Below are 23,291 nucleotides of genomic sequence, written 5' to 3' on the forward strand. Positions count from 1 at the left end.
CCTCAGAGCCTGCCGCAGAGCCGGAGCAGCCGGAACGCTGAACGCCGGCCGGCCCAGTAGGCGACGCACGCCACGACCGCGACAACGCCGAGGACTTTCACCGGGCTGGACAGCTGCTCCGCCGCCATTCCCCTGGCCAGGCTCAGCGCATCCAGGCTGCCGCCCGGCGCGGCCGACGCCGGGACTGGTACCGGGACAGCGGCCGGGGCAGGCTCGGGTGCGGCCGACGCCGGGACCGGTTCCGGGACAGCGGCCGGGACCGGCTCCGCGGGTGCTTCGGGGACCGGCCGTGGGCCCTCTGCGAGCATGGCCTGCAGGTTGTTCGCGAAGAGGGTCATCATCTGCTCCGTGACGCTCCCGATTACGCCTTTGCCCATGGCCGCGGCCTTGCCGGACAGCGCGAGATCTGCGCTGACGGACCCCCGTGTGGCCCCGCCGTCTTCGGCCAGCGTCAGGGTGACGGTGGCCTCGGCGGTGCCCTGTCCGCGGGTCTCCTGGGCTTTGCCGCCAAGGACGGCGCGGCGTTCCGAGGCGTTTCTTTCAATGACGTTCAGCAGGCCCTTGTATTGCATCGTGACCGGGCCGAGCTTTACCGTCATGCCCACCTGGTAGGCCTCATCCGAGAGCTTGTTCAGGATCTTGGCCCCGGGAAGGCAACCGGCCACCCTTTCAAAGTCCATCAGTGTGTCCCACACCTGGCTTATCGGTGCGACCACCGAGAACGTGCTGTCAATTTGCATGAGCTGGTTCCTTGCCTTTCGCTCGTCCGTGCCGGTGGCCTGGTTGCGGGCCGTTACCCCGAATTGCGGCCGCCAGCTCTGCCAAAGCCCGGTAGCTGTGGCCGCTGACGAATGCGTCGCAGTAGGGCAGAGCTGCTGCCATCCCGCCGACGAGGGGCTGGTACTGGGGCGCCGCCTTGCGCGGATTCACCCAGATGATCCTGTGGGCAAGCCGGCGCAGGCGGGCCATCTGCGCCGCGACCTGTTCCGGATCCTCGTAGGCCCAGCCGTCCGAAAACACCACCACCACGGCGCCACGCGCCAGTCCGCGGCGGCCGTGCTCGTCGACGAAACGCCGGAGGCACTCGGCGATCCGGGTTCCGCTGGCMCAGTCGGGCGCGGAGACGGCGGCGCGGGCCAGGGCCTGGTCCGGATCGCGCAGGGCCAGTTGCCGCGTAAGCCTGGTCAGCCTCGTGGAGAAGACAAAAGCTTCGGCCCCGGCCCCGGTCACAGCACCCTGCAGCAGGGATACAAAGACGCGTGCGTACGGTTCCATCGATCCGGAAACATCGCACAGCAGCACCAGTTTGCGGCGCTGCTCACGGCGGCGGGCATAGAGCAACAGTGGAGCGTCTGTACCGGAGCGACGGGCAGCGCGCACTGTCGCCCGGACGTCCAGGCTCGCTGTGCTGTGTGCCGACGTGCGCGTGCGGCGGCTCAGGCGCGGCGGTGTCGCCAGCTGCAGCGCCGCGGCCAGCCGCCGCACCTCGTGTACTTCATCGGCAGAAAGCTCGGCAAAGGAGGTCTCATGGAGGTGTTCGTCCGCGGAAACCATGGCAAGGACGGCCTCCCTGTCGGCGCGGCGGTCCTCCGCGGAGCTGTCCCGGCCGGGGGAGGCCACGCGCGGATCCTGGTCCTTGCCGGCGGCCGTGCCCGCCTCCCGGGTGCCTGCTGTCGCGGGCCTGGTCCGCGGCTCCGCTGCGGGCGGTGCCGGCACTGCCGGGCGGGCCGCCCGGCCCGGTTGTGCGGTGCCGGCATTCGGGCGGAACACGGCTGCGAAGACGGCATCAAACAGGGGCACCTGTTCGCGCGCGGATACGAGCACCACGCGGCAGGTCCAGTAGAGCTGCTCAAGCTGGGTCGGTGGGATCAGGTGGAGCGCCTCGGCCAGCCGTGCCGCCCGGTCCGGCGACGTGGCAAGACCGGCCCTCCGGATTGCCGTAACGAACGCGGCGGACAAGGCTGCTGCCTCGACCCGTGGCGGCGGTGCGGGGGTGGGGTTGTTGTCCTCAGCCATCGGTGCCGTCCACAAGCCAGGCCGCGCCGCGGGAGCCGACGAGTTCAAGGTCATCGCGGTTCTTGACGATTGAGCCCCACGTTTGCTCGGTGATTCCGGGGTCGATCCGTTCCACGCCGAGCACGGCCAGGGCCGAGACCCAGTCGATTGCCTCGGATATCCCCGGGGGTTTGGCGAGGTCCAGCATCCGCAGCCGGGTTATGACGGCCGCTGCCTGGAGCGCCAACGGGCCGCTGCTGGCGGGAACCCGGCGGCGCACGATCTCGGCGATCCGGGCCGGTCCGGGGTAGTCGATCCAGTGGTAGAGGCAGCGGCGGGTCAAGGCGTCATGAAGGTCCCGCGTCCGGTTGGAAGTGAGGATCACGATGGGGGGATGGGTGGCGCGGATTGTGCCGAGCTCCGGGATGGTGACGGCGGATTCCGCCAGCAGTTCAAACGTGAAGGCCTCGAATTCGGCGTCGGCGCGGTCGATCTCGTCCAGAAGCAGCACGGCGGGCCGCGGGCCGGGATGTTCCAGCGCCTGCAGCAGCGGCCGCCGCAAAAGGTACTGGGGGGCGAAGAGGTCCGTTTCCGTGACCTCGGTGTCGCGGACTTCGGCCAGCCGGATGCCGAGGAGCTGGCGTTGATGGTTCCATTCGTACAGGGCCTCGCCGGCGTCGATCCCCTCGTAGCATTGCAGCCGGTACAGCGGCGTGTCGAGGAGTTCGGCCAACGCCTTCGCGGCCTCCGTTTTCCCGACTCCCGCCTCGCCTTCGAGCAGGATGGGCTGCGGCAGGCGGACGGCCAGGAACAGGGCCGTTGCGAGTCCGACGTCGGCCAGGTAGTTGGTGCGGTCCAGCGCGGCCATCAGCGACGCCACATCCGGGACCCGGCGCCGCACGTCCTCCTCCGCGCCGGCCCGCGCCGCCGTCGTCATACGGCCCCCTGCAGGCTGTCAAGGACGCGCCTGTAGTCTTCCTCGGTGTCCACGTCCAGCGGGACGGGACCGGGCGTGCGGACCTCGATGACGTCGTCCGTGCGCTGTTCGAGGAGCTTCCAGACTGCCTTGTCCCCGTGCAGGGCAGCCAGGTCCGGCAGCAGGCGCCGGGCAAACGCCAGCGGGTGGCCCACGCCGTCGTCGTAGCGGCACACCGCGATGCCGGGCGAACCGGCACCGGCACCGGCACGGCCAGCACCGGCAGAGCCAGGACTGGCGGCGGCGGCGGAAGGGGCGGCGGAACCCGTCTGCTCGAGGGCGCCGAGCACGGCCCGGACGCTCGCGGCCCGGACACCGGGCTGATCGCCGAGCAGCAGGACCACGGCGTCAGTGTCCGGATGCAGGGCCGCGAGCGCGGAGGCGATGGAGGACGCGCACCCTTCGCCGAAGTCCGGGTTGAGCACCACATCGCAGCCGCTGGTGTCGACGGTTCGCTCTATCTCGGCCGCCGCGCCGCCCAGGGCCAGCACCGTCTGGCTGAAGGAACAGTCCCGGGCAGTTTCCAGGACGGCATCGAGCAGGACTCCGCTGCCGTAGGGCAGCAGCTGTTTGGGCCGGCCCAGGCGCCGGGAGGCACCCGCGGCCAGGATGATTCCCGCGGACCGGCGTCCGGGGCACCCGGCTGTCAGCAGCGGTTCAGGTCGTGAGGGCATAGCGCTCCGGATCTTTGCGGAAGGCGGCCCGGCAGCCGGGCGAGCAGAAGTAGACGGTCATCCCGTTGTGTACCAGGTGCAGCGACGACTCGAGGGCTGGGACGGACATGCCGCACACCGGGTCGACCGCGCTCGTCGGCCCTGACTCCGTGGGCGCCTCCATGCCTGTGGGCGCGGCCGCAGCGGCCGCCGCGAGGGGCGGGGCAGCGCGCCGCGCCTTGGACCGTTCCCCGACCAGCTGGGCCAGGATTGAAAGCGCGATCTCCCCGGGGGTCCGGGCGCCGAGCTGCAGCCCGGCCGGCGTGAAAACCCGCCGCCGCAGGGCGTCGTCGACGTCGAGGGATTCCAGGACGGCGGCGCCGCGGGTTTCGCTGGCCACGAGGGCCACGTAAGGGACATCCGCGCGCAGGGCCGCCTCCAGCGCACCCTCCTCGGCTCTTCCGTGGGAGGCGACGATCAATGCCGCATCATCGCGGCGGGGATCGGCGGATTCGCCATCCGTGAGTTCGACTTCGAGGCCGACGCCGGAGCCGAGCGTCGCCAGGGCCTGCGCCACCGGCGTCGTGCCCACCACCAGGACCCGGGGCGCCGGAATCCGCGGCTGGAGGAAGATCTCGATCGCCCCGCCGCTGAGGCAGGGGTTGGAGACCTCGACGGCGCCTTCCTCCGCGGTGCGGGACGGTTCCCCGGGCAGCACCCGCAACAGGAGCGGTTCCTGGGAGGCCAGAACCTGCAGGCTGTACTCGCGCACCGATGCCTCCACACAGTTCCCGCCCACAAAGCCCTGGATCTCTCCGGTGGGCAGCACCAGAGCCGTGTCCCCGGCGTGGGCGCTCGTGGGACGCTGGGCGCGGACCACCGTGGCGTGGACGAACGGCTCGCGGCGGCTGGCGAGTTCATCGGCCCTGGCGGCCAGGGATCCTGCGGAGCCGGCCATCAGATCGGCGGCCTGGCCCGGCCCTGCATGGCGGCCCAGACGCGGGCCGGGGTGCAGGGCATGTCCACATGGGTGACGCCGAACGGCGCCAGGGCGTCGACGACGGCGTTGACGATCGCCGGCGGGGAGCCGACTGTGGCGGACTCGCCGATGCCCTTCGCCCCGATCGGGTGGTGCGGGGACGGGGTGACGGTGAACCCGGTTTCCCAGTCCGGCACCTCCATGGCCGTGGGGATCAGGTAGTCCATGAAGGACCCGGCGAGGCAGTTGCCGGCCTCGTCGAACTCGATGATCTCCATCAGGGCCATGCCGACACCGTCCGTCAGTCCGCCGTGCACCTGGCCTTCGATGATCATCGGGTTGATCCTGGTGCCGCAGTCATCCACCGCGATGAACCGCCGCACCTTGACCTGCCCCGTGCCGGGGTCGATGTCCACGACGCAGATGTAGGCGCCGAACGGAAAGGTGAGGTTCGGCGGGTCGTAGGTCACCTCGGCGTCGAGGTTCCCGTCCACTCCCTCGGGCAAGGCAACGGTGCCGTGGGCGCCCATGGCGATCTCGGCGATGGTCTTGCCGACGCTCGGGTCGCCCTTGACGAACCAGCGTCCCTTTTCCCACTCGAGGTCCTCGGGGCGGGTCTCGAGCATGGCCCCGGCGATCAGTTTCGCCTTCTCGCGCACCTTCCGGGCTACGAGGGCCACGGCGCCGCCGCTGACCGGCGTCGAACGGCTGCCGTACGTGCCCAATCCGAACGGGGTCTGGTCCGTGTCCCCGTGCACCACCTCGATGTCCTCCGGCGGGATGCCGAGTTCCTCGGCCACGATCTGGGCGAACGTGGTCTCGTGGCCCTGGCCCTGGCTCTGCACCGAGATGCGCACCACGGCCTTGCCGGTGGGGTGCACGCGCAGCTCGGCGCCGTCGGCCATGCCGAGGCCCACAATGTCGAAGTGCTTCCGGGGGCCGGCTCCCACGACTTCCGTGAAGAAGGACACCCCGACGCCCATGAGTTCGCCGCGCTCGCGCTTTTCGGCCTGTTCGCGGCGGAGGTCCTCGTACCCGGCGAGCTGCATCGAGAGCCGCATGGCAGCCTCGTAGTTGCCCGAGTCGTAGACCCAGCCGGTCTTGTTGGCATAAGGGAACTGCTCCGGCTTGATGAAGTTCTTGAGCCGCAGCTCGGCGGGGTCCATGTTCAGCTTGCGGGCCAGGACGTCCACCATCCGCTCCACCAGATAGACGGCCTCGGTGACGCGGAACGAGCAAGCGTAGGCGACGCCGCCGGGCGCCTTGTTGGTGTAGACGCCAGTGACGGAGCAGTGGGCAGCCATCAGGTCGTAGCTGCCGGTGAAGATGGAGAAGAATCCGGCCGGGTTCTTGGTGGGCTGGGCGGTGGCGTTGAACGCGCCGTGGTCGGCCAGCACGTGGGTGCGCAGGGCCAGGATCTTGCCGTCCTTGGTCGCCGCGATTTCGCCCTGCATGATGTAGTCCCGGGCGAACGAGGTCGACATCAGGTTCTCCGAACGGTCCTCCACCCATTTGACCGGGCGGCCGGAGACGATCGAGCCGACGACGGCGAGGATATAACCGGGGTAGATCCCGACCTTGTTGCCGAAGCCGCCGCCGATATCGGGGGAGACAATCCTGATCTTGTGTTCGGGGATGCCGGCGACGATCGCGAACAAGGTCCGGTGCGCGTGCGGGGCCTGCGTGGTCTCGTAGAGCGTCAGCTTGCCGTTGACGGCGTCGAAGTCGGCGACGGCACCGCACGTCTCCATCGGCGCGGGGTGGACGCGCGGGTACACCACCTCCTGGCTGACCACCACATCGGCGGAGGCGAACACCGCATCGGTTTCGGCTTTGTCGCCCATCTCCCAGTCGAAGATCCGATTGTCCGTCCGGCCCTCGATCTCGTCGCGGATCACCGGCGCGTCCGGGTCGAGCGCCTTGCGGGCGTCCACCAGCGGCGGCAGCACATCGTATTCGACGTCGATCAGCTCCAGGGCGTCCCGGGCGGCGTAGCGGTCCTCTGCCACGACGAACGCGACTTCCTGGCCCTGGAACCGGACTTTGTCGGTCACCAGCACGGCCTGGACATCCGCGGAGAGCGTCGGTGCCCATGCGAGCTTCAGGCCCAGGAGGTCCTTGCCGGTGATGACTGCAACGACTTTCGGGTGTGCCAGGGCATTGGTGGTGTCGATGGACACGAGCCGGGCGTGCGCCACCGGAGCCCGCAGGATGGCCCCGTGCAGCATACCCGGCAGCACGATGTCATCCAGGTAGTGGCCCTTGCCGCGCACGAAGCGCGGGTCTTCCTTCCGCTGGATCCGGCCGTAGCCGATCGGGCGGTCCTCGTCGCCGGCGGCCGGGTTCGACGGCCGGTCATGGATGACGGTCATGCCTTCACCTCCGTGGCTGTGTTCGCTGTCTCTGCGGCGACATCCGGGACGGCAGTGTCCGTGCCATCCAGGACTTCGTCGGCGGCCGCTGCGTCCTCCACTCCAGTGCCGGCAGGATGGGCGGCGGCCCACTGCACCGAGCGGACGATCGTTGCGTAGCCCGTGCACCGGCAGATCTGCCCGGAAATGGCCCGCCGGATCTCGGCGTCGTCCGGGTGCGGATTCTTATCAAGGAGCGCGCGGGCCGTGAGCATCATCCCCGGGGTGCAGAAGCCGCACTGCAGCCCGTGCTCCTCCATGAAGCCCTGCTGGACGGGGTCGAGGGTGCCGCCGGTGGCCAGTCCCTCCACGGTGCGGATGTCGTGCCCCGCGGCCATGGCGGCCAGGACGGTGCAGGACTTCACGGGCTGACCGTCCATCAGGACCACACACGTCCCGCAGTTGCTCGTGTCGCATCCCCAGTGCGTACCGGTGAGGCCCAGGACCTCGCGGATGTAGTGGACCAGGAGCACCCGGGGTTCAATCTCGCTCGTGACGTCGGTGCCGTTAACGGTCATGCTGATCTGCATCGGTTTCAGCCTTCCTGCATCTGGGCGGCGCGGGCACAGGCCCGCCGCAGTACCCGCCGGGTGAGCTCATCGGCGAGATGCCGTTTGTAGTCGACCGGGCCGCGCTGGTCCGCTACCGGATCGCAGGCCGCCGCTGCCAGCCTGCCGGCCTCGGCGAACAGCTCCTCGTCCGGATGCCTGCCGCGGAGCGCCGCGGCGGCCTCGGCCAGCGGGTGGTCAAGGCCCAGCGCAGTGAGTCCGACGGCGGCGTCGTCGACGGTCCCGTCCGCGGCGAGGGTGACTGCGGCGCCGGCGGCACCGACTGCCCAGTCGCCGACCCGGCGTTCGACCTTTTCATAGGCGCTGCCCGAGCGGGGGCGGATGCCGAACCTGAGTTCGCAGAGCAGCTCATCCTGTCCGACCGCGGTTTCATAAGGTCCGCGGTGGAACTCGGACATGGACAGGATGCGCTCGCCGCGTGGCCCGCGGATCACTGCCTCGGCGGCCAGGACGTCACAAACGGTGGAGAGGTCCTCGGCGGGGTCGGCCTGGCAGAGGGAGCCGCCGATCGTGCCGCGGTTGCGCACCACGGGGTCGGCGATCACCAATTCGGCGTCCCGCACAATGGGGAACAGCGCGGCGACCTCGTCCGACTCCAGCAAGGTGGTGTGGCGCGTCATGGCGCCCACCCTTAGCTTGTTGCCGTCACGGAGGATGAAATCCAGCTCGTAGAGGTCATTGATGTCGATCAGCCATTCGGGCCGGGAAAGGCGAAGCTTCATCATCGGCAGGAGGCTGTGGCCGCCGGCCACCACCCGGGAATCGGGGCCGTACCGGGCGAGAAGTTCCAGGGCGTTGTCCACGGTGGTGGCGCGCACGTAGTCAAATGGAGCCGGAATCTGCATAGTCCCTACCTCACTCCGAATGGCCGGCGGCATGGTGCAGCGGCTGCTTAGCGCCGGATTGAGGTCAGTCTTGCCCCGGCCTGAGTGGGCTGTCAATATCGTCATAAGCGAAAGGTTATGAAGCCGTGGCGATGACATTGGGACAGTTGCGGACGTTCGCCCTGGTGGCCAAGCTGGGCTCTCTTCACGCCGCAGCAGTCCACCTCGGAGTCAGCGAACCGGCCGTTTCGACGGCGCTTGCCGCACTCAGGCAGGATCTGGGCGACCCGCTCTTCGTGCGCGCCCACGGCGGGATTGCGCTGACTCCCGGCGGCCGGGCCCTCGCCGAACACGCCCAGGATATCGTGGGACTGGCGGATCAGGCCCGGTGGGAGGTGGCGCATGCCCAGACCGAGACCGGACGCCTGAATATCGTGGCGACGGCGCCCTTTGCCGAACACGCGGCCGGGCGCCTGCTGGACCTTTTCACCCGCCGGGTTCCCGGCGCCTCCGTCGACGTGGTGGTGGAGGAGGCCGAGGACATTGCCTCGCTGATGCGCGAACGCGTCTATGACATCGCCTTGGGAGCCCGGCCCGCCGTCCGCAACGGCGGCCTTCCCAACGGTACTGGCGACGTCGGCATCGACTCCGCCCCGTTCCTGCGGTACCAGCGGATTGTTGTGGCGGCCGCCGGGCATCCGCTCGCCGCCCTCCACGGGCCGGTAGCGCTGGCTGAACTGCTGCGCAGGCCCTGGTTTGCCGGTCCCGCCGGCGTCCAGGCGGCCAGCGAGGAGGGCCGCTGGCTGGCGTCCCAGGCAGTGGCGCCGGAGATCGTCCGGTTGAGCAGCGAGACAGAGGCGCTCGCCGCCGTCAGGGCGGGCGAGGGAACCATGCTGGCGCTGGGCCATATTGTGCGGGCTGAAATTCGCAGCGGCGCCCTGGTCCGCGTGCCGGTGGCCGGAACGCCAGTCTCCGGACTTTGGTGGGCCAGTACCCTGGACCGCCGCCGGGCCACCACCATGGCGCGGACCCTGCAAAGGTTTGCCGGCACCGCCGACGCCACCGCGGCCATGGTCGCTCCCGGCGGTTCGCGGGGGCTGGAGAGGCGGGGGTCCAAGTTCCACGTGGCGCTCTGGAGCTGAGGCGCCTGCCGCTGTGTCGCGTTGCACAACGCCCGGGCGGGTGCTACCCCTTGAGGGGTTAGACGATCCATTCACCCTGCGAGAAGGAGTAGCAATGACGTTGTCCCGAGACGAAGACAGCTCGCTGCGGCATTGGAGCAGCCGGCTGATTCAGGCGCTGCAGATCCTTGACCTGGAAGTCGACCACGAAAAGATCGTCCAGGTCGCGGACGAATCCGTTAAAGCCGTCGGGCCGCATGCGGACGCCATCAGCGCGTTCATTGTGGGCTACGCGGCCGGTACCGCGTCCACCAACGGCCGCAAGGGCACGCAGGAGGCCGTGCACGCCGCGTCGAACAAAGTCATTGAGCTCTGCGAGCACGGCGAGTCCGGCGGCCCGGACGAGGAAGGCTGGGCCAAGAGGGCCCAGTAAGGCAGTAGCGCAGTAGCTGAGTCGCGCAGTAGCTGAGTAACGGAGTAACTGAGTGACGGAGTAGCGCCCGCGCCGGCAGTACGGGACATGCTCCACGGTGGGGCTCAGGGACGGGCATGCTGGTGTCATGTCCAGTCGCCGGGGCCGGGGTGGGGCAGGTCCCGTGGCCCCGGCCCCGGCCCCGGCGACTGGCGGGTGCCTTGCGGCGTGTGCCTAGGGTGAGGCCACCCCGGCAGGGACTGTTGCCGCGCCGTCGGGCGTCTGGTCCAGGCTCGGCTCGAGCCGGATAATGACCGCCTTCGAGACCGGCGTGTTGCTGCCCTCGGCCGTGTGGTTCAGCGGCACCAGCACGTTGGCCTCGGGGTAGTAGGCGGCCGCGCAGCCGCGTGCCGTGGGATACGACACCACGCGGAACTTGCGCACTATGCGTTCCTCGCCGTCGTCGTGCACGCCGCGGATGTCCACGTACTGCCCGTCCGCAAGGCCGAGTTCGGCGATGTCGTCAGGGTTCACGAACACCACATGGCGGCCCTTCTTGATACCCCGGTAGCGGTCGTTGTGCGAGTAGATGGTGGTGTTGAACTGGTCGTGGGAGCGCATACTCTGCAGGATCAGGGTTCCCCCCGGCCGCTGGACCAGCTCGAGATCATTGGCAGTCAGCACGGCCTTGCCGGTGGGCGTGGGGAAGGTGCGGGAGTCACGGGGACCGTGGGCGAGGACAAATCCGCCTTCCTGCCGGATCCGTTCGTTGTAGTCCTTGCAGCCGCCCACCACCCGCGAAATGTGATCGCGGATGAGGTCGTAGTTCTTCTCAAACCCGTCCCAGTCGGCCTTGATCTTCTCGCCCACCAGGAGCTTGCCCAGCCGGCTCACGATGGCCGGCTCCGAGAGCAGATGATGGGACACCGGCTCGACGCTGCCCCAGGACGGGTGCACCGCGCAGACAGTGTCCTCCACCGAAACGAACTGGGGACCGGATTCCTGGATGTCGATCTCGGTCCGCCCCATCGTGGGGAGGATCAGCGCCTCGCGGCCCGTCACAGTGTGCGAGCGGTTCAGCTTGGTCGAGATCTGGACTGTCATCTCCGTGTTTTCCATGGCAGCCACGGCGGCATTCGTGTCCGAGATGGCACCCACAAGGTTGCCGCCCAGGGCGACGAAAACCTTGATCTCGCCCGCGCGCATCTTGTTGATGGTCTCGACGGAGTCCGTGCCGTGTTCGCGGGGCGGCTCGAAGTCGAACTCCTTGCCGAGGGCTTCCATAAAGGACTGCGGCATCTGCTCCCAGATGCCCATGGTGCGGTCGCCCTGCACATTGCTGTGCCCGCGGATGGGGGAGGCGCCGGCGCCCGGCTTGCCGATGTTGCCGCGCAGCAGCAGGAGGTTGATGATCTCCTTGATGGTGGCGACAGCCTTCTTCTGCTGCGTAATGCCCATGGCCCAGGTGATGATGACCTTCTCGGCCTTGAGGTAGCGGGCGGCGAGCTCATCGATGTCCTCGCTGCGCAGGCCCGTGGCTTCGAGCACCGTGCGCTCATCCAGCCGGGCCAAGTGCTCCTTAAGCTCCTCGAGTCCCTCGCAGTGTTCGGCCAGGAAGGCGTGGTCCAGAACCGTGCCGGGGTTCTTGGCCTCGGCCTCGAGCACGCGCTTGGACACGGCCTGCAGCAGTGCCATGTCGCCGCCGATCCGGATCTGAAGGAACTGGTCCGCGATCTGCGTGCCGTGGCCGATCACGCCCTTGACCTCCTGCGGGTTCTTATAGCGGCGCAGGCCGGCCTCGGGAAGGGGATTGACGGCCACGATCTCACCGCCGCGGTTCTTGCACGCCTCGAGTTCGGTCATCATCCGGGGGTGATTGGTACCCGGGTTCTGGCCCATGACGATGATCAGGTCGGCTTGGGCGTAGTCGTCGAAGCTGACGGTCGCCTTGCCGATCCCGATGGTCTGGCCCATTGCCCAGCCCGAAGATTCATGGCACATATTGGAGCAGTCCGGCAGGTTGTTGGTGCCATAGCCGCGGACCATCAGCTGGTAGAGGAAGGCGGCCTCGTTGGACGTCCTGCCGCTCGTGTAGAACGCCGCCTGGTCGGGGGAGTCCAGCCCCTTGAGCTTGTCGGTCACAAGCCGGAGCGCCTCATCCCAGCTGACCGCCTTGTAGTGGTCCTCGCCGGCGGGCTTGTATACCGGTTCCGTGAGCCGGCCCTGCATGCCAAGCCAGTACTCGGACCGGCCGCGCAGTTCGCTGACGGAATTCTGGGCCCAGAAAGTTTCGGGAACCACCACCGGGGTCGCCTCCCAAGTCACCGCCTTGGCCCCGTTCTCGCAGAACTCGAACGCCTTGCGGTGGTGCGGGTCCGGCCACGCGCAGCTCGGGCAGTCGAAGCCTTCCTTCTGGTTCATGGCCATGACGGTCTTACGGGTCCGGTTCAGCCCCATCTGCTCGATGGCCGGCTTCATGGAGTGGTACACGCCCGGGACACCAGCGGCCCAGCTCTTCGGCCCGTCCCCGACTACGAGATCCTGCTCCGACGGTTCCTCGATGTGAGGAGTCTTGCGAGTCACGTGAACTTCCCTTCCTCAACCACCGTCCGGAGGGGGCGGCGTGCTGATCTGCCACTATGCACCATACCTTCAGGCCTATCAGCTTGATCGGAGCGCCGCAAGCAATTGGCCGGGGCCCTGTCCCGAGTGCCGCCCGGCACCGTGCGCACCCCTTATACCACCGCCGTCTTGGCGCGTGCTGGGGACCTGCTGTGCGCCAGCCTCAGGTAGCAGAGGCCAAATATTCGGGTCCTGCAGGGGTAGCCGTTACCCGGCTGTTATTCGCCGACAGCACGCCCGCGCAGTAGTTCCCGCGTAGGCTACGTTGCCGCCGTCGACCTCGGGGCGAGTAGCCCAAGCGTCGGTGCGCGTATTTCAAACCCGCGATCCCGGTGGCCGGAGGCCCCGAAAAACGCCGGACCGTGGTCCGGATCCTAAGTTACCCACCCGTCCCAGTTTTCCCCAAGGAATCACCAAGCACTGTTGCACCATCACTCACTCTAAGAGGCAGGTGTGCAATGAATTTGTTCGCATGCAGGAAGGTTGGCGGCCAAAGACGTGTCTTTAGCCGGTCAACCCGGGCAGTAGCGGCAGGGACAGCGATGACCCTGCTCAGTTTTGTCGGACTCACCGCAACGGCGCCTGGCGCCAGCGCCGTGCAGGCGCCGGTCGGCGCAGGCTTCACCATCACCCCGTCCGATCTGGCCTTTATTCTCAAGCAAATCAAGATCGCCGAGGCCCACGTCGCCAACACGACGTCGGCAACCGGCCCGTGCGGTGCCCTGATTGGCACCGGCCCCAACCAAATCCCCAGCCCTCTCGTCTCCCAGGGCCTGCGGACAGTGGACGGCTCGTGCAACAACCYCCAGCCAGGCCAGGAAACGTTCGGCGCTGCTGACCAGACGTTCCCGCGCCTGGCCACGCCCGTGTTCAAGGCCGCCGAGGCTGTACCCCCTGGCTTCGGCCCGGCAGGCTCGACGAGCTACGCGCAGAAGAAGGGCAACGTTTTCGACTCCGAGCCCCGCACCATCAGCAATCTGATTGTGGACCAGACCTCCACCAACCCCGCCGCCGTCGCAGCGGCCGGCAACCCGGTCAGGACGCAGGGGAATACGGGCGTCGTGCCGTGCACGACGGATCCCCAGCCTAACGCCACACCTCCGGTCATTGAAGTTCCTGCGGGCTGCGTGCCGTCGCATCAGACCCTGTTCATCCCGAACGTCACCACGGACGTCGGGCTTTCCCCGCCCTACAACTCGCTTTTCACGCTGTTCGGGCAGTTTTTCGACCACGGCGTAGACCAGACGGTCAAGTCCGGCGGCACTGTCTTCGTTCCGCTGAAGGCCGATGATCCGCTCATCGCCGGCCCGGACCACATCCTCGGCAACGCCGACGACCTGGCCCCGCAGCTGCGGTTCATGGTGCTGACCCGGGGCCAGAACCAGCCCGGTCCGGACGGTGTCACAGGCGACAACCCCGCCACCGCTGCCGACGAGAGTGCTGACGATATCCAGAATGCGACCAACACGGACTCGCCCTGGGTTGACCAGTCCCAGACCTACACGTCCCACTCATCCCACCAAGTGTTCCTGCGGGAGTACATCAACAACGCCGCCGGCAGGCCGGTCTCCACTGGCAAGCTGCTCGGTGGCGCAGCCGGCCCGACGGCGAACGGCATGGCCACGTGGGCCACGACCAAGTCCCAGGCGGCGATCTTCCTCGGTCTCAAGCTCGAGGACAAGGACGTCACCAACATCCCGATGATCGCAGCGGACGCGTATGGCAAGTTCATCCCCGGACCCCTGCGCGGGCTGCCGCAGTACGTCACCCAGACCGGCCTCGTAGAGGGAAACACGGTCACGCCCGTGCCGGTGCCGACAAACGTGCGGTACTTCGACACGCCGTTCCTGACGGACATCGCGCACAACGCCGACCCGTCACCGCGGGACGCTGACAACAACCCGGCCACGCCTCCCGTAGCGCCCACCCCGGACGCTGACAACACGGCCTCGGCAGATTTTGCCAACCAGCCGGCCGGGACCTACGACGACGAGATGCTCAATGCGCACTTCATCGCCGGTGACGGGCGGGTCAACGAGAACATCGGTCTCACCACCATCCACCAGATCTTCCACTCTGAGCACGACCGTCTCGTCGGCAATATCAAGACCGTGCTGACGAACGATACTTCCGCCAGCGGCACGGCGGCTCTGGCCCAATGGCAGTTGGCGGCCGGTGCAGACGGCTGGAACGGTGAGCGCCTCTTCCAGGCGGCACGGTTCATCACCGAAATGGAATACCAGCACCTGGTCTTCGAGGAATTCGCCCGCAAGATCCAGCCTGCGATCAACCCCTTCGAGCCGTTTGCGTTCACTCAGACGGAGCTCAACCCGGCCATCAAGGCCGAGTTTGCCCACGCCGTGTACCGCTTCGGTCACTCTATGCTCACCGAGACGATCTCGCGCAGGAACGAGGACCGCCCCGGTCCGGACAACCAGTTCGGCACCTCCGATGACATCTTGGGGAGTCAGAACGACATCTCCTTGCTCAACGGGTTCCTCAACCCTCCGGAGTACACCAATGGCGGCCCTGCCGGTTCGCTCACCTCCGAGGAGGCTGCGGGCAGCGTCATCATGGGTATGTCGGATCAGGTCGGCAACGAGCTCGATGAGTTCGTGACCGACACGCTTCGCAACAACCTGCTGGGCCTGCCACTGGACCTGCCGACGATCAACATGACGCGGGCCCGGTCCGAGGGTATCCCGCGGCTGAACCAGCTTCGCCGGGAGATCTTCAACTCGACGAACGACGCCCAGTTGAAGCCCTACACCAACTGGATCGACTTCGGGGAGGGCCTCAAGCACCCTGAGTCGCTGACTAACTTCGTGGCTGCCTACGGTCAGCACCCGTCCATCACCGGCGCGACGACGCTGGCGGGCAAGCGCGAGGCTGCACGGTTGATCGTCAACCCCAACCCCATTGCTGGCGATGTCGCCCCTGCTGACGCCGCGGCGTTCATGAACAGCACGGACGCCTGGGCCAACAACGGCACCCAGTCGATCACCGGCCTCGACAACGTCGACCTCTGGGTCGGCGGACTCGCGGAGCAAACGGTTGTGTTCGGTGGCCTGCTGGGCAGCACCTTCAACTACGTGTTCGAGAACCAGCTGACCGAGCTGCAGAACGGCGACCGCCTCTACTACCTGGCCCGCACCCCGGGCATGAACCTGAGGACGCAGCTCGAAGGCAACTCGTTCTCCGAACTGATGATGCGCAACACGAACGTTCGCAGTTTGAAGGCCGATGCATTCGCCACGGCGGACTGCAAGTTCGAGCTGAAGAACCTTGCCGGCACCGCTGCCGGCTTTGCGTCCTTCGGAAACACCGTAGCGGACGACCTGCAGTCGGAGTGCAGCGAGCCGGCTTTGCTGATCCGCATGTCCGACGGCACCATCAAGTACCGTGCGCGGAACACCGTCGATCCCTCCGGGATCAACGGCCAGAGCGTCTACAACGGCACTGCCGGCGTGGACCGCATCTTCGGTGGTAACGACAGCGACACCTTCTGGGGTGGACTCGGCAACGACATCATCGAAGGTGGTGACGGAGCCGACGTCGCGCTCGGTGGTGAAGGCAACGACATCATCACCGACCTTGCCGGCGACGATGTCTTGAAGGGCGGTCCCGGTAACGACGCAATCGACACCGGACCGGGCCTGGACATCATCATGGGCGGTGATGGCAAGGACTTCACGAACGGTGGTGCCAACGCCAACGAGACCTTCGGTGGTGAGGGTGACGACTTCATCATGCTCGGTCAAAGCCTTGACGCCGCCTTCGGCGACAGCGGCAATGACTGGGAAGAGGGTGGTGATCAGCCGGACCTCATGCAAGGGGACAGCGGCAACCTGTTCTTCCTGGACGACTCCCAAAAGCCCGGACACGACATCCTGATCGGACAGGGCGGTGACGACGACTACGACATGGAAGGCGGCGATGACGTCGGTGTCGCAGGTCCGGGCATCGAGAAGGTCGCTGGCGCTTCAGGTTATGACTGGGAAATCGGCGTCGGTGATCCACAGCCGCAGGACCTTGACTTGGCTCTCCCGATCCCGCCGCTGGATATCCTCCAGGTCGGCGTCAGGGACAAGTTCAACGAGGTCGAGGCGTTGTCCGGCGCGGAACTCAACGACACCATCCGTGGTGACAGCGTGGTTCCCAGTGCCGTGGGTGGCGCCGGGTTCATCGGGTGCGACGTGCTGGACCAGGCGGGCCTTGACCGTATTGCCGGTCTTGATGCGCTGGTGCCGGCGTTGAACACCCCGTTGGCTACCGTCGTGGCCCAGTCGGCATCGGGCGACTGCCCGCTTCTGAGCGGCGCGAACGTCTGGGGCGATGGCAACATCCTCCTTGGCGGCGGCGGCAGCGACCTGATCGAGGGACGTGGCGGAGACGACATCATCGACGGTGACGCCTACTTCAACGTCCGCCTGAGCGTCAGGACGAACGCAGCTGACCCGTCGACGGAAATCGGCAGTGCAGCGGTGACCGGATCCGGCCAAAGCGCCATGGCCAGCCGGTATCTTCGTGACGGCGCCGGTGCGCTTACCGGACCGACACTTCAGGAAGCCGTCTTTGCCGGCACCGTCGACCCCGGAAACATCGTGGCCGTCCGTGAGATCCTGACCGGCTCCGGCGGATCCGACAGGGCCGTCTTCACCGGCCCGCAGGCCGACTACACCGTCACGACCACCCCTGCCGGCGCCACCCTGGGCTCGGCAGGCTCGACCACTACGGTGGTTGACAACGTCGGCGCCGATGGCACGGACACTGTCCGCAACATCGAGCTCCTGCAGTTCTCTGACACCGTTGCGCCCAACGCTCCGGTCATCGGCACGGCAACCGCCGCCGCCGGCCAGGCCACGGTTAACTGGACGGCTCCGACCGTCGGAACGGCCAGCGCCTTCTCCGTGAAGGTGCTCGACGTGACGACGAATCCGGCCGGCGTCCAGGTCGGTGCCCTGCGCACCGCCCCGGCAGGCGCCACCAGCCTGGTGGTGACCGGCCTGACCAACGGATCGCAGTACAGGTTCCAGGTTCTGGCCAACAGCGCCCTCGGTGACAGCCCGTTCTCGGCGCTGTCCAACACGGTGAGCCCGAYGGCTACCACCGCACCGGGAGCGCCGACCATCGGGACGGCCACGGCCGGGAACGCTTCGGCGTCCGTGACCTGGACCCCGGGGTCCACCGGCGGATCCCCCATCACGGGTTACAGAGTGAGGGCCTTCGCCGGAACTGCCTTGATAAGTACGACGGTCACCGGAAACGTCGGAAACGTCGTCGTCACCGGCCTCACCAATGGGACGGCGTACACGTTCGACGTCGCCGCCGTCAACGTGGCCGGTACGGGCGGATTCTCGGCCCGCACGGCAGCGGTGACACCACGGACGGAATTCGTGGCTCCCACCGTGACAGCGCGGACACCGGCATCCGGTGCACTCTCCGTCAGCCAGACGGCGAACCTGACGGCAACGTTCAGCGAGGCGGTGACGGGAGTCAGCGGAACCACGTTCCAGCTGCGGCTCGGCACCACGGTGATCCCCACCGTCGTGTCTTACAACACGCTCACCCGGGTTGCGACTCTGAACCCGGTCGGCACGCTGTTGGCGGACCGCGTGTACACGGTGAACCTCGTGGGGATCCGTGACCTCGCGGGCAACACGATGGCGACCAGCACGTGGTCGTTCACCACGGGCCCCAACCCGACCATCACCGCCACGACTCCCGTCGCGGGAGCCACAGGGGTGCTGCGCAACAGCAACGTGACCGCCACGTTCAGTGAGGTCATTACCGGCTTCGCAGTTGCCGGCAAGGTCCGGATTGAACGGGTCTCCACCGGGGCGGCGGTCGCTTCGGCGATCACGTTCAACAGCACCACCAGGGTGCTGACGATCAACCCCGGAACCAGCCTCCTCGCGAACACCCAGTACCGGGTCACCGTCACCGGTGGCACCACTGGCGTCCGCGACCTGGCCGGTAACCCGATGACAACCCGTATCTGGACGTTCACCACGGGCGCAGGGCTGTAACAGCAAGCAGCACTGCAACAGCACGACGAGATCGCCGGCTGGCGGACCCACAGCGGCCCGCCAGCCGGCTTCCTCAATTCTTCGAAATTCACTTTTCGACACTGTATTCAGCTCTATTGCCCACTTGGAGGGGCCATGACTACACGACGAGAGATCTTCAAACTGGGCGCTGTCGGCGCCCTCGGCCTTGCCGGGTTCAAAGGCGGCGACGACGACATTCCCACTACTGGTCCGAGCACACCGCTCCTCACCGCCAGCCAACTTGCGCCTCAGAACAAGCCTGTTCCCTACGCGGGCGTCTTTCGCCGCCCGCCCGAGCTCGTCCCCTTCGCGACGGGCTTCGACGGCGGCGACCCGGCCCGGCCGTTCGCCCGGTACGCCCTCACCCAGAAGCTCGGCCAGGCCCAGCTCGTGCCCGGGCTGAACACCACCGTGGCCGGCTACAACGGCATCTTTCCAGGCCCCACCATCCGGGCCATCCAGGGCACCCGGATCGAGGTGCGGATCCGCAACGCCCTGCCGGCCGCCGGGCTCGTGCAGCCCGCCCGCTTTGATACAGTCACCCACCTGCACGGCTCGGCGTCGCTGCCCCAATATGACGGGTACGCCAACGACATCACCATCCCCGGGAACGTGAAGAACTACCGTTACCCCAACTTTCAGCCGTCCCGGACGCTCTGGTACCACGACCACAAGCACCACATCACGGCCCAGAACGTGTACTCAGGACTCGCCGGCTTCTATCCGCTCTCTGACAAGTTCGAGCGTGCCCAGCTGCCGCAGGGCGAGTTCGACGTGCCCCTGATGATCTCGGACGCCATGTTCAATGCCGACGGTTCCCTCGCCTACAACGACAACGACCAGAAGGGCCTGTGGGGGGACATCATCCTGGTCAACGGCGTGCCCTGGCCCACCATGAAGGTCAAGCCGCGGATCTACCGCTTCCGGGTGCTCGATGCGTCCATCTCGCGCTCCTACCGGCCCACGCTCTCCACCGGTGACCCCGTCTACGTGGTTGGCACCGACGGCGGCATGACGCCGAAAGTGCAGGCCGTCAAATCCTGGCGGCAGGGCACGGCGGAACGCTACGAGGTGCTGATCGACTTCCGTAAATACCGGACCGGGCAGCTGATCGAACTGCGCAACCTCAGCAACAAAAACAACATCGACTTCGCCAACACGAACAAAATCATGCGATTCCAGGTGGTGGCGGACTCCGGGTCGGGGGCCGGCTCCATTTCCAGCATCCCGGCCACCCTGGACGACGGCGGGGCCGTCAACGCGTCTCTGGGCGCCATTCCCACCATGAGCCTGACGCCGGCGATGGTCAAAGCCAAACGCGAGCTGAAATTTTTCCGGGATCACGGACAATGGACCGTCAACGGCGTCACCTGGGCCGACGTGGAGAAGTCCGGGTTCACCAAGCTGTTCGGCAATCCCCAGCCGTTCGACGTCGAGCAATGGACCATCATCAATGCGTCCGGCGGCTGGTTCCATCCGGTGCACATCCACCTCATTGACGCCAAAATCATCGGGAGGAACACCAACGGCGGCCAGCCGTTCGCCTGGGAAAAGGGCCCCAAGGACGTCTTCTACGCCGGCGAGAACGAGTCCATCACAGCGCTCATGCAATTCGACCCAGGCGCGAACGGAGGTGGCCGTTACATGATCCACTGCCACAACCTGGTCCACGAGGACCACGACATGATGGTGCAGTTCTCCGTGGGCGATCTGAGGACCAACGACCCCGTCACCACGGATCCGCCAGTCCTGGACACTACTCCTCTGGACGCGTTCCAGCCGGTGTACCGGCCCGGATTCCCGGCGGGGACCTGACGTGCGGCGCCTGGGCCAACTGGGGGCCGCGACCCTGCTCGTGCTGGCGCTGAGCGCCTGTACCGGCGGAACGCCGTCACCGGCACCTTCCTCTCCGACCGCCTTGGCCGTGCAGAGCGCCGCGCCTGTCTCGCTGGAGACCGGGACAGACGTAGGCAACGGCCGCCCGGCCGTGAGCCACGACGGGCTGATGGTGCGGCGGCGCGCCGTCATTGCCGTCCACCCCGCCGCAGGCGCCGAGCCGGGCCCGCCACGCGTACGGCTCGAGCAGACAGCGGCTGCGAGCGGCATCGTCCTATCCGACATCCCCCCGAACGTGCTCGAACCAGCGATCCTGGAGCACCTCGCGCCGGAACTGATCCTGGTGCTTCCGGCCGGAAGCACGGGCGAGGACGCGGAGAAGCTGGCCGAACTCGCCTTCGGCCCGGAGGGCACTTACCCGGGAGTGGAGCATGTCCACGTCACCTCAGTCCTGGTCCACGACCTCCAGTTCAGCGTCGCTGCCACCGATCCGGCAGCCCTGGCGGCTTCCATCGCCGAGGAAGGCATTCTCACGGACGCGCTCGGGAACTACGGCACCACCTTGGACAGCGGAGCCCTGAAGGTCACCTATACGGGACCTCTGCTCAGCGACTTGCTGGTGGAATCCGTGCGGATCGGCATGGCCCGCGGCGCCGGCGTCGAGCCCGCGGACGTGGCGCTGGCTCCCCGTTCGGCCACGGGCGAGGGAGTGGACATGTCCCTCGAGCCGGAACCGGCACCCGAGCCTGAGCCGTCTCCGGGGACGCACTCGCACGACGCCGCCCACGAGGACGCCGGCAGCCACGACACAACAACAACGACGCCGGGCACTGAGGAGACCGGGCACTGACCGCACCAGTGGCCGGCCGGAGCAAGGGGAACGCTACCGGCCGGCCACAAGTGTGTCCCGGATCTCGCGGCGCAGGACCTTACCGATCAGCGAACGCGGCAACTCGTCCACCACTGCAACGCGGCGCGGGACCTTGTACGCGGCAAGGGTCTCCCGCGCGAACGCCAGCAGCGCCTCCGGGTCGATGCCGGCCCCCGCGGATGCCACGACGGCGGCCACCACGTCTTCGCCGCCGCCCGGGCGGGGAAGTCCCACCACGCACACGTCCCTGACGCCAGGGTATTCGGACAGGACGTCTTCGACCTCCGTGGGGGAGACGTTGAAGCCGCCCGTGATGATGAGTTCCTTGATCCGGTCCCGAACGGTCACGAAATCATCCTTGTCCACCGAGACAATGTCACCCGTGCGGAACCAGCCGCCTTCCAGCAGTGCTTCCTCTGTCTCCTTTGGCCGGTTCCAGTAGCCGGCAAAAACCTGCGGACCCCGGATCAAGAGCTCGCCCTCCGCGCCTGGGGGACGGTCCAGGAGAACGTTCCGCGGGTCCACTACGCGAATGTCGGTCAGCGGAAACGGCACCCCCACAGTTCCCGGTTTCCGGCTGGGCCCGAACGGGTTGCCCAGGGCGATTGGCGAGGTTTCCGTCAGCCCGTAGCCCTCGATCAGGTAGCCCCCGGTCGCCTTTTCCCACGTCTCCACGGTCGCCGTCGGCAGGTTCATCGCCCCCGAGATTGAAAACCGGATGCTGTCCAGCGCGATACCGCGCTCGGCGGCTGCTGCGGCGATCCGGTCGTAGATCGGCGGCACCGCGGGCAGGAACGTGGCGGGCGATTTCTTGTGCGCCTTCAGCACAAGGTCGACGTCGAACTTGGGGAACAGCACCAGCCTCGCACCGATGCTCAGGGCAAACGTCATGCACAGCGTCAGCCCGTAGGCGTGGAACATGGGCAGCACCGCGTACACGGTTTCCCGGCCGTCCTTGAGCCCGGGCACCCAGGCGCGGCCCTGCGCGGCATTGGCCTGCAGATTGGCATGGGTCAGCATGGCGCCTTTAGGCCGGCCCGTAGTGCCGCTGGTGTATTGGATGACAGCCAGGTCACCGGCGGCCGGGCGCGGTGCCTCTTCTTCAGCCCGCCGGCGGCAAGGAGCTCTTTCCACGCCAGCACGGTCCGCGGTGCCGGCTGCGCCTTTGGCCGGGGCGGGTGCTTGCCGGCTGCCAAGGCGGCCCGGGCAGCGCGGGCTGCCGGCACGGGAAGCCGCAGCGCCATCCGCTGCAGCAACGGCATCGCCGGAATCAGTTCAACGGAGACGATGCTTTGCAGCCCGACGTCGGCCGGCAGCTGACGGACCTTGTCAACGGCCTTGTCCCAGACGATGGCGACGGTGGCGCCGTGGTCCTCGAACTGATGGCGAAGCTCGCGGTCTGTATATAAGGGATTGTGTTCGACGACGACGGCGCCCAGGCGCAGCGCCGCGTGGAACGCGATGATGTGCTGCGGGCAGTTCGGCAGGACGAGCGCCACCCGGTCACCGGCCCGGACGCCTAGCGCCTTCAGGCCCGCGGCCGCTCTGCTGATGGAAGCGCCAAGTTCGCGGTAACTGGTGCGCGCGCCGAAGAATTCCAGCGCGGTCTTGTTGCCGTAGCGCCGGACGGACGAGTCCATGAGGTCGACAAGGGACCCTTCGGGGAGCTTGAGATCGGCGGGAACTCCGGGGCTGTAGTGGCGGGTCCACGGGCGTTCGGGACGCAGGGGCCCCGCGGATCTGGTGCTCATGGTTTGTCCTTGCCACTGGGCTGCGCCGGGTTGCCGGCTCCAGGCCCGGCAGGGCCCGTCAAGAAATCCTACCGGGGCGGCCCGCACGGATCCGCCTCACGGGAGCACCGCAGTGGCGGTAGGCGGTGCGTGCCCGGAGGTGACTTTTGGCCCTTGGCACCCGGCAGGCCCGGGCGGAGGCTGGGGCGTACACCGCGAGCCGCAGGTCCGCGCATTTCACT

Annotated in this window: 14 protein-coding genes and 1 pseudogene; 5 read left to right on the plus strand and 10 right to left on the minus strand. The window is 67.5% G+C overall.

Going from position 1 to position 23,291, the window contains the following annotated elements; translation table 11 throughout:
• Positions 1-2: 2 nt before the first annotated feature.
• Genes AC1D2F_RS12185 through AC1D2F_RS12220 form a run of 8 tightly spaced genes read right to left on the minus strand, consistent with a single transcriptional unit; the run spans position 3 to position 8,428 of the window.
• Positions 3-740: an SRPBCC family protein gene (locus AC1D2F_RS12185; RefSeq protein WP_476966812.1), complete on the minus strand. Its 738-nt coding sequence runs from the start codon at positions 738-740 to the stop codon at positions 3-5.
• Positions 730-2,016, minus strand: coding sequence for a vWA domain-containing protein (locus tag AC1D2F_RS12190; protein WP_476966813.1), 1,287 nt, complete (start codon positions 2,014-2,016; stop codon positions 730-732). Before AC1D2F_RS12190 ends, AC1D2F_RS12185 begins: the two co-directional genes overlap by 11 nt.
• A complete protein-coding gene (locus AC1D2F_RS12195) occupies positions 2,009-2,932 on the minus strand; it encodes an AAA family ATPase (RefSeq protein WP_229992132.1) in 924 nt (307 codons plus the stop codon). The genes AC1D2F_RS12190 and AC1D2F_RS12195 overlap by 8 nt, the downstream gene beginning before the upstream one ends.
• Positions 2,929-3,645: a nucleotidyltransferase family protein gene (locus AC1D2F_RS12200; protein ID WP_476966814.1), complete on the minus strand. Its 717-nt coding sequence runs from the start codon at positions 3,643-3,645 to the stop codon at positions 2,929-2,931. The genes AC1D2F_RS12195 and AC1D2F_RS12200 overlap by 4 nt, the downstream gene beginning before the upstream one ends.
• Positions 3,629-4,582 carry an XdhC family protein gene (locus AC1D2F_RS12205; protein WP_476966815.1) on the minus strand — a complete coding sequence of 318 codons (954 nt, stop codon included), beginning with the start codon at positions 4,580-4,582 and terminating at the stop codon, positions 3,629-3,631. The genes AC1D2F_RS12200 and AC1D2F_RS12205 overlap by 17 nt, the downstream gene beginning before the upstream one ends.
• Positions 4,582-6,975 (minus strand): aerobic carbon-monoxide dehydrogenase large subunit, encoded by a 2,394-nt coding sequence (locus tag AC1D2F_RS12210; protein WP_364743366.1) that lies wholly within the window; start codon positions 6,973-6,975, stop codon positions 4,582-4,584. Before AC1D2F_RS12210 ends, AC1D2F_RS12205 begins: the two co-directional genes overlap by 1 nt.
• Complete coding sequence (locus AC1D2F_RS12215; RefSeq protein WP_229992128.1) at positions 6,972-7,544, minus strand: (2Fe-2S)-binding protein; 573 nt, start codon at positions 7,542-7,544, stop codon at positions 6,972-6,974. The genes AC1D2F_RS12210 and AC1D2F_RS12215 overlap by 4 nt, the downstream gene beginning before the upstream one ends.
• Before the next feature lie 5 nt (positions 7,545-7,549).
• Positions 7,550-8,428 (minus strand): FAD binding domain-containing protein, encoded by an 879-nt coding sequence (locus AC1D2F_RS12220; protein ID WP_364743363.1) that lies wholly within the window; start codon positions 8,426-8,428, stop codon positions 7,550-7,552.
• Between the two features lie 131 nt (positions 8,429-8,559).
• Between AC1D2F_RS12220 and AC1D2F_RS12225 the strand changes: the two genes are divergently transcribed.
• Positions 8,560-9,549, plus strand: a complete 990-nt coding sequence (locus AC1D2F_RS12225; protein ID WP_364743754.1) for a LysR family transcriptional regulator — start codon at positions 8,560-8,562, stop codon at positions 9,547-9,549.
• A 94-nt stretch (positions 9,550-9,643) separates the two neighbouring features.
• Positions 9,644-9,961, plus strand: a complete 318-nt coding sequence (locus AC1D2F_RS12230) for a DUF6457 domain-containing protein (protein WP_229992126.1) — start codon at positions 9,644-9,646, stop codon at positions 9,959-9,961.
• A gap of 213 nt (positions 9,962-10,174) precedes the next feature.
• Here the strand turns inward: AC1D2F_RS12230 and AC1D2F_RS12235 are convergent, their stop codons facing one another.
• Positions 10,175-12,523, minus strand: coding sequence for an FdhF/YdeP family oxidoreductase (locus AC1D2F_RS12235; RefSeq protein ID WP_476966816.1), 2,349 nt, complete (start codon positions 12,521-12,523; stop codon positions 10,175-10,177).
• 581 nt (positions 12,524-13,104) lie between these two features.
• Between AC1D2F_RS12235 and AC1D2F_RS12240 the strand changes: the two genes are divergently transcribed.
• The 3 genes from AC1D2F_RS12240 to AC1D2F_RS12250 all read left to right on the plus strand — a co-directional run bounded on the left by AC1D2F_RS12240 (position 13,105) and on the right by AC1D2F_RS12250 (position 21,298).
• The gene (locus AC1D2F_RS12240) at positions 13,105-18,591 is read left to right on the plus strand and encodes a peroxidase family protein (RefSeq protein WP_476966817.1); all 5,487 of its coding nucleotides are present in this window, start codon (positions 13,105-13,107) and stop codon (positions 18,589-18,591) included.
• A 135-nt stretch (positions 18,592-18,726) separates the two neighbouring features.
• The gene (locus AC1D2F_RS12245; RefSeq protein WP_229992123.1) at positions 18,727-20,427 is read left to right on the plus strand and encodes a multicopper oxidase family protein; all 1,701 of its coding nucleotides are present in this window, start codon (positions 18,727-18,729) and stop codon (positions 20,425-20,427) included.
• A gap of 1 nt (position 20,428) precedes the next feature.
• A complete protein-coding gene (locus AC1D2F_RS12250; RefSeq protein WP_364743349.1) occupies positions 20,429-21,298 on the plus strand; it encodes a hypothetical protein in 870 nt (289 codons plus the stop codon).
• Positions 21,299-21,331: 33 nt separating this feature from the next.
• On the opposite strand, the pseudogene AC1D2F_RS12255 reads toward AC1D2F_RS12250, so the two are convergent.
• A pseudogene (locus AC1D2F_RS12255) lies at positions 21,332-23,070 on the minus strand (long-chain-fatty-acid--CoA ligase).
• Between the last annotated feature and the right edge of the window lie 221 nt (positions 23,071-23,291).

The sequence above is a fragment of the Arthrobacter sp. P1_B3 genome, assembly GCF_056406615.1.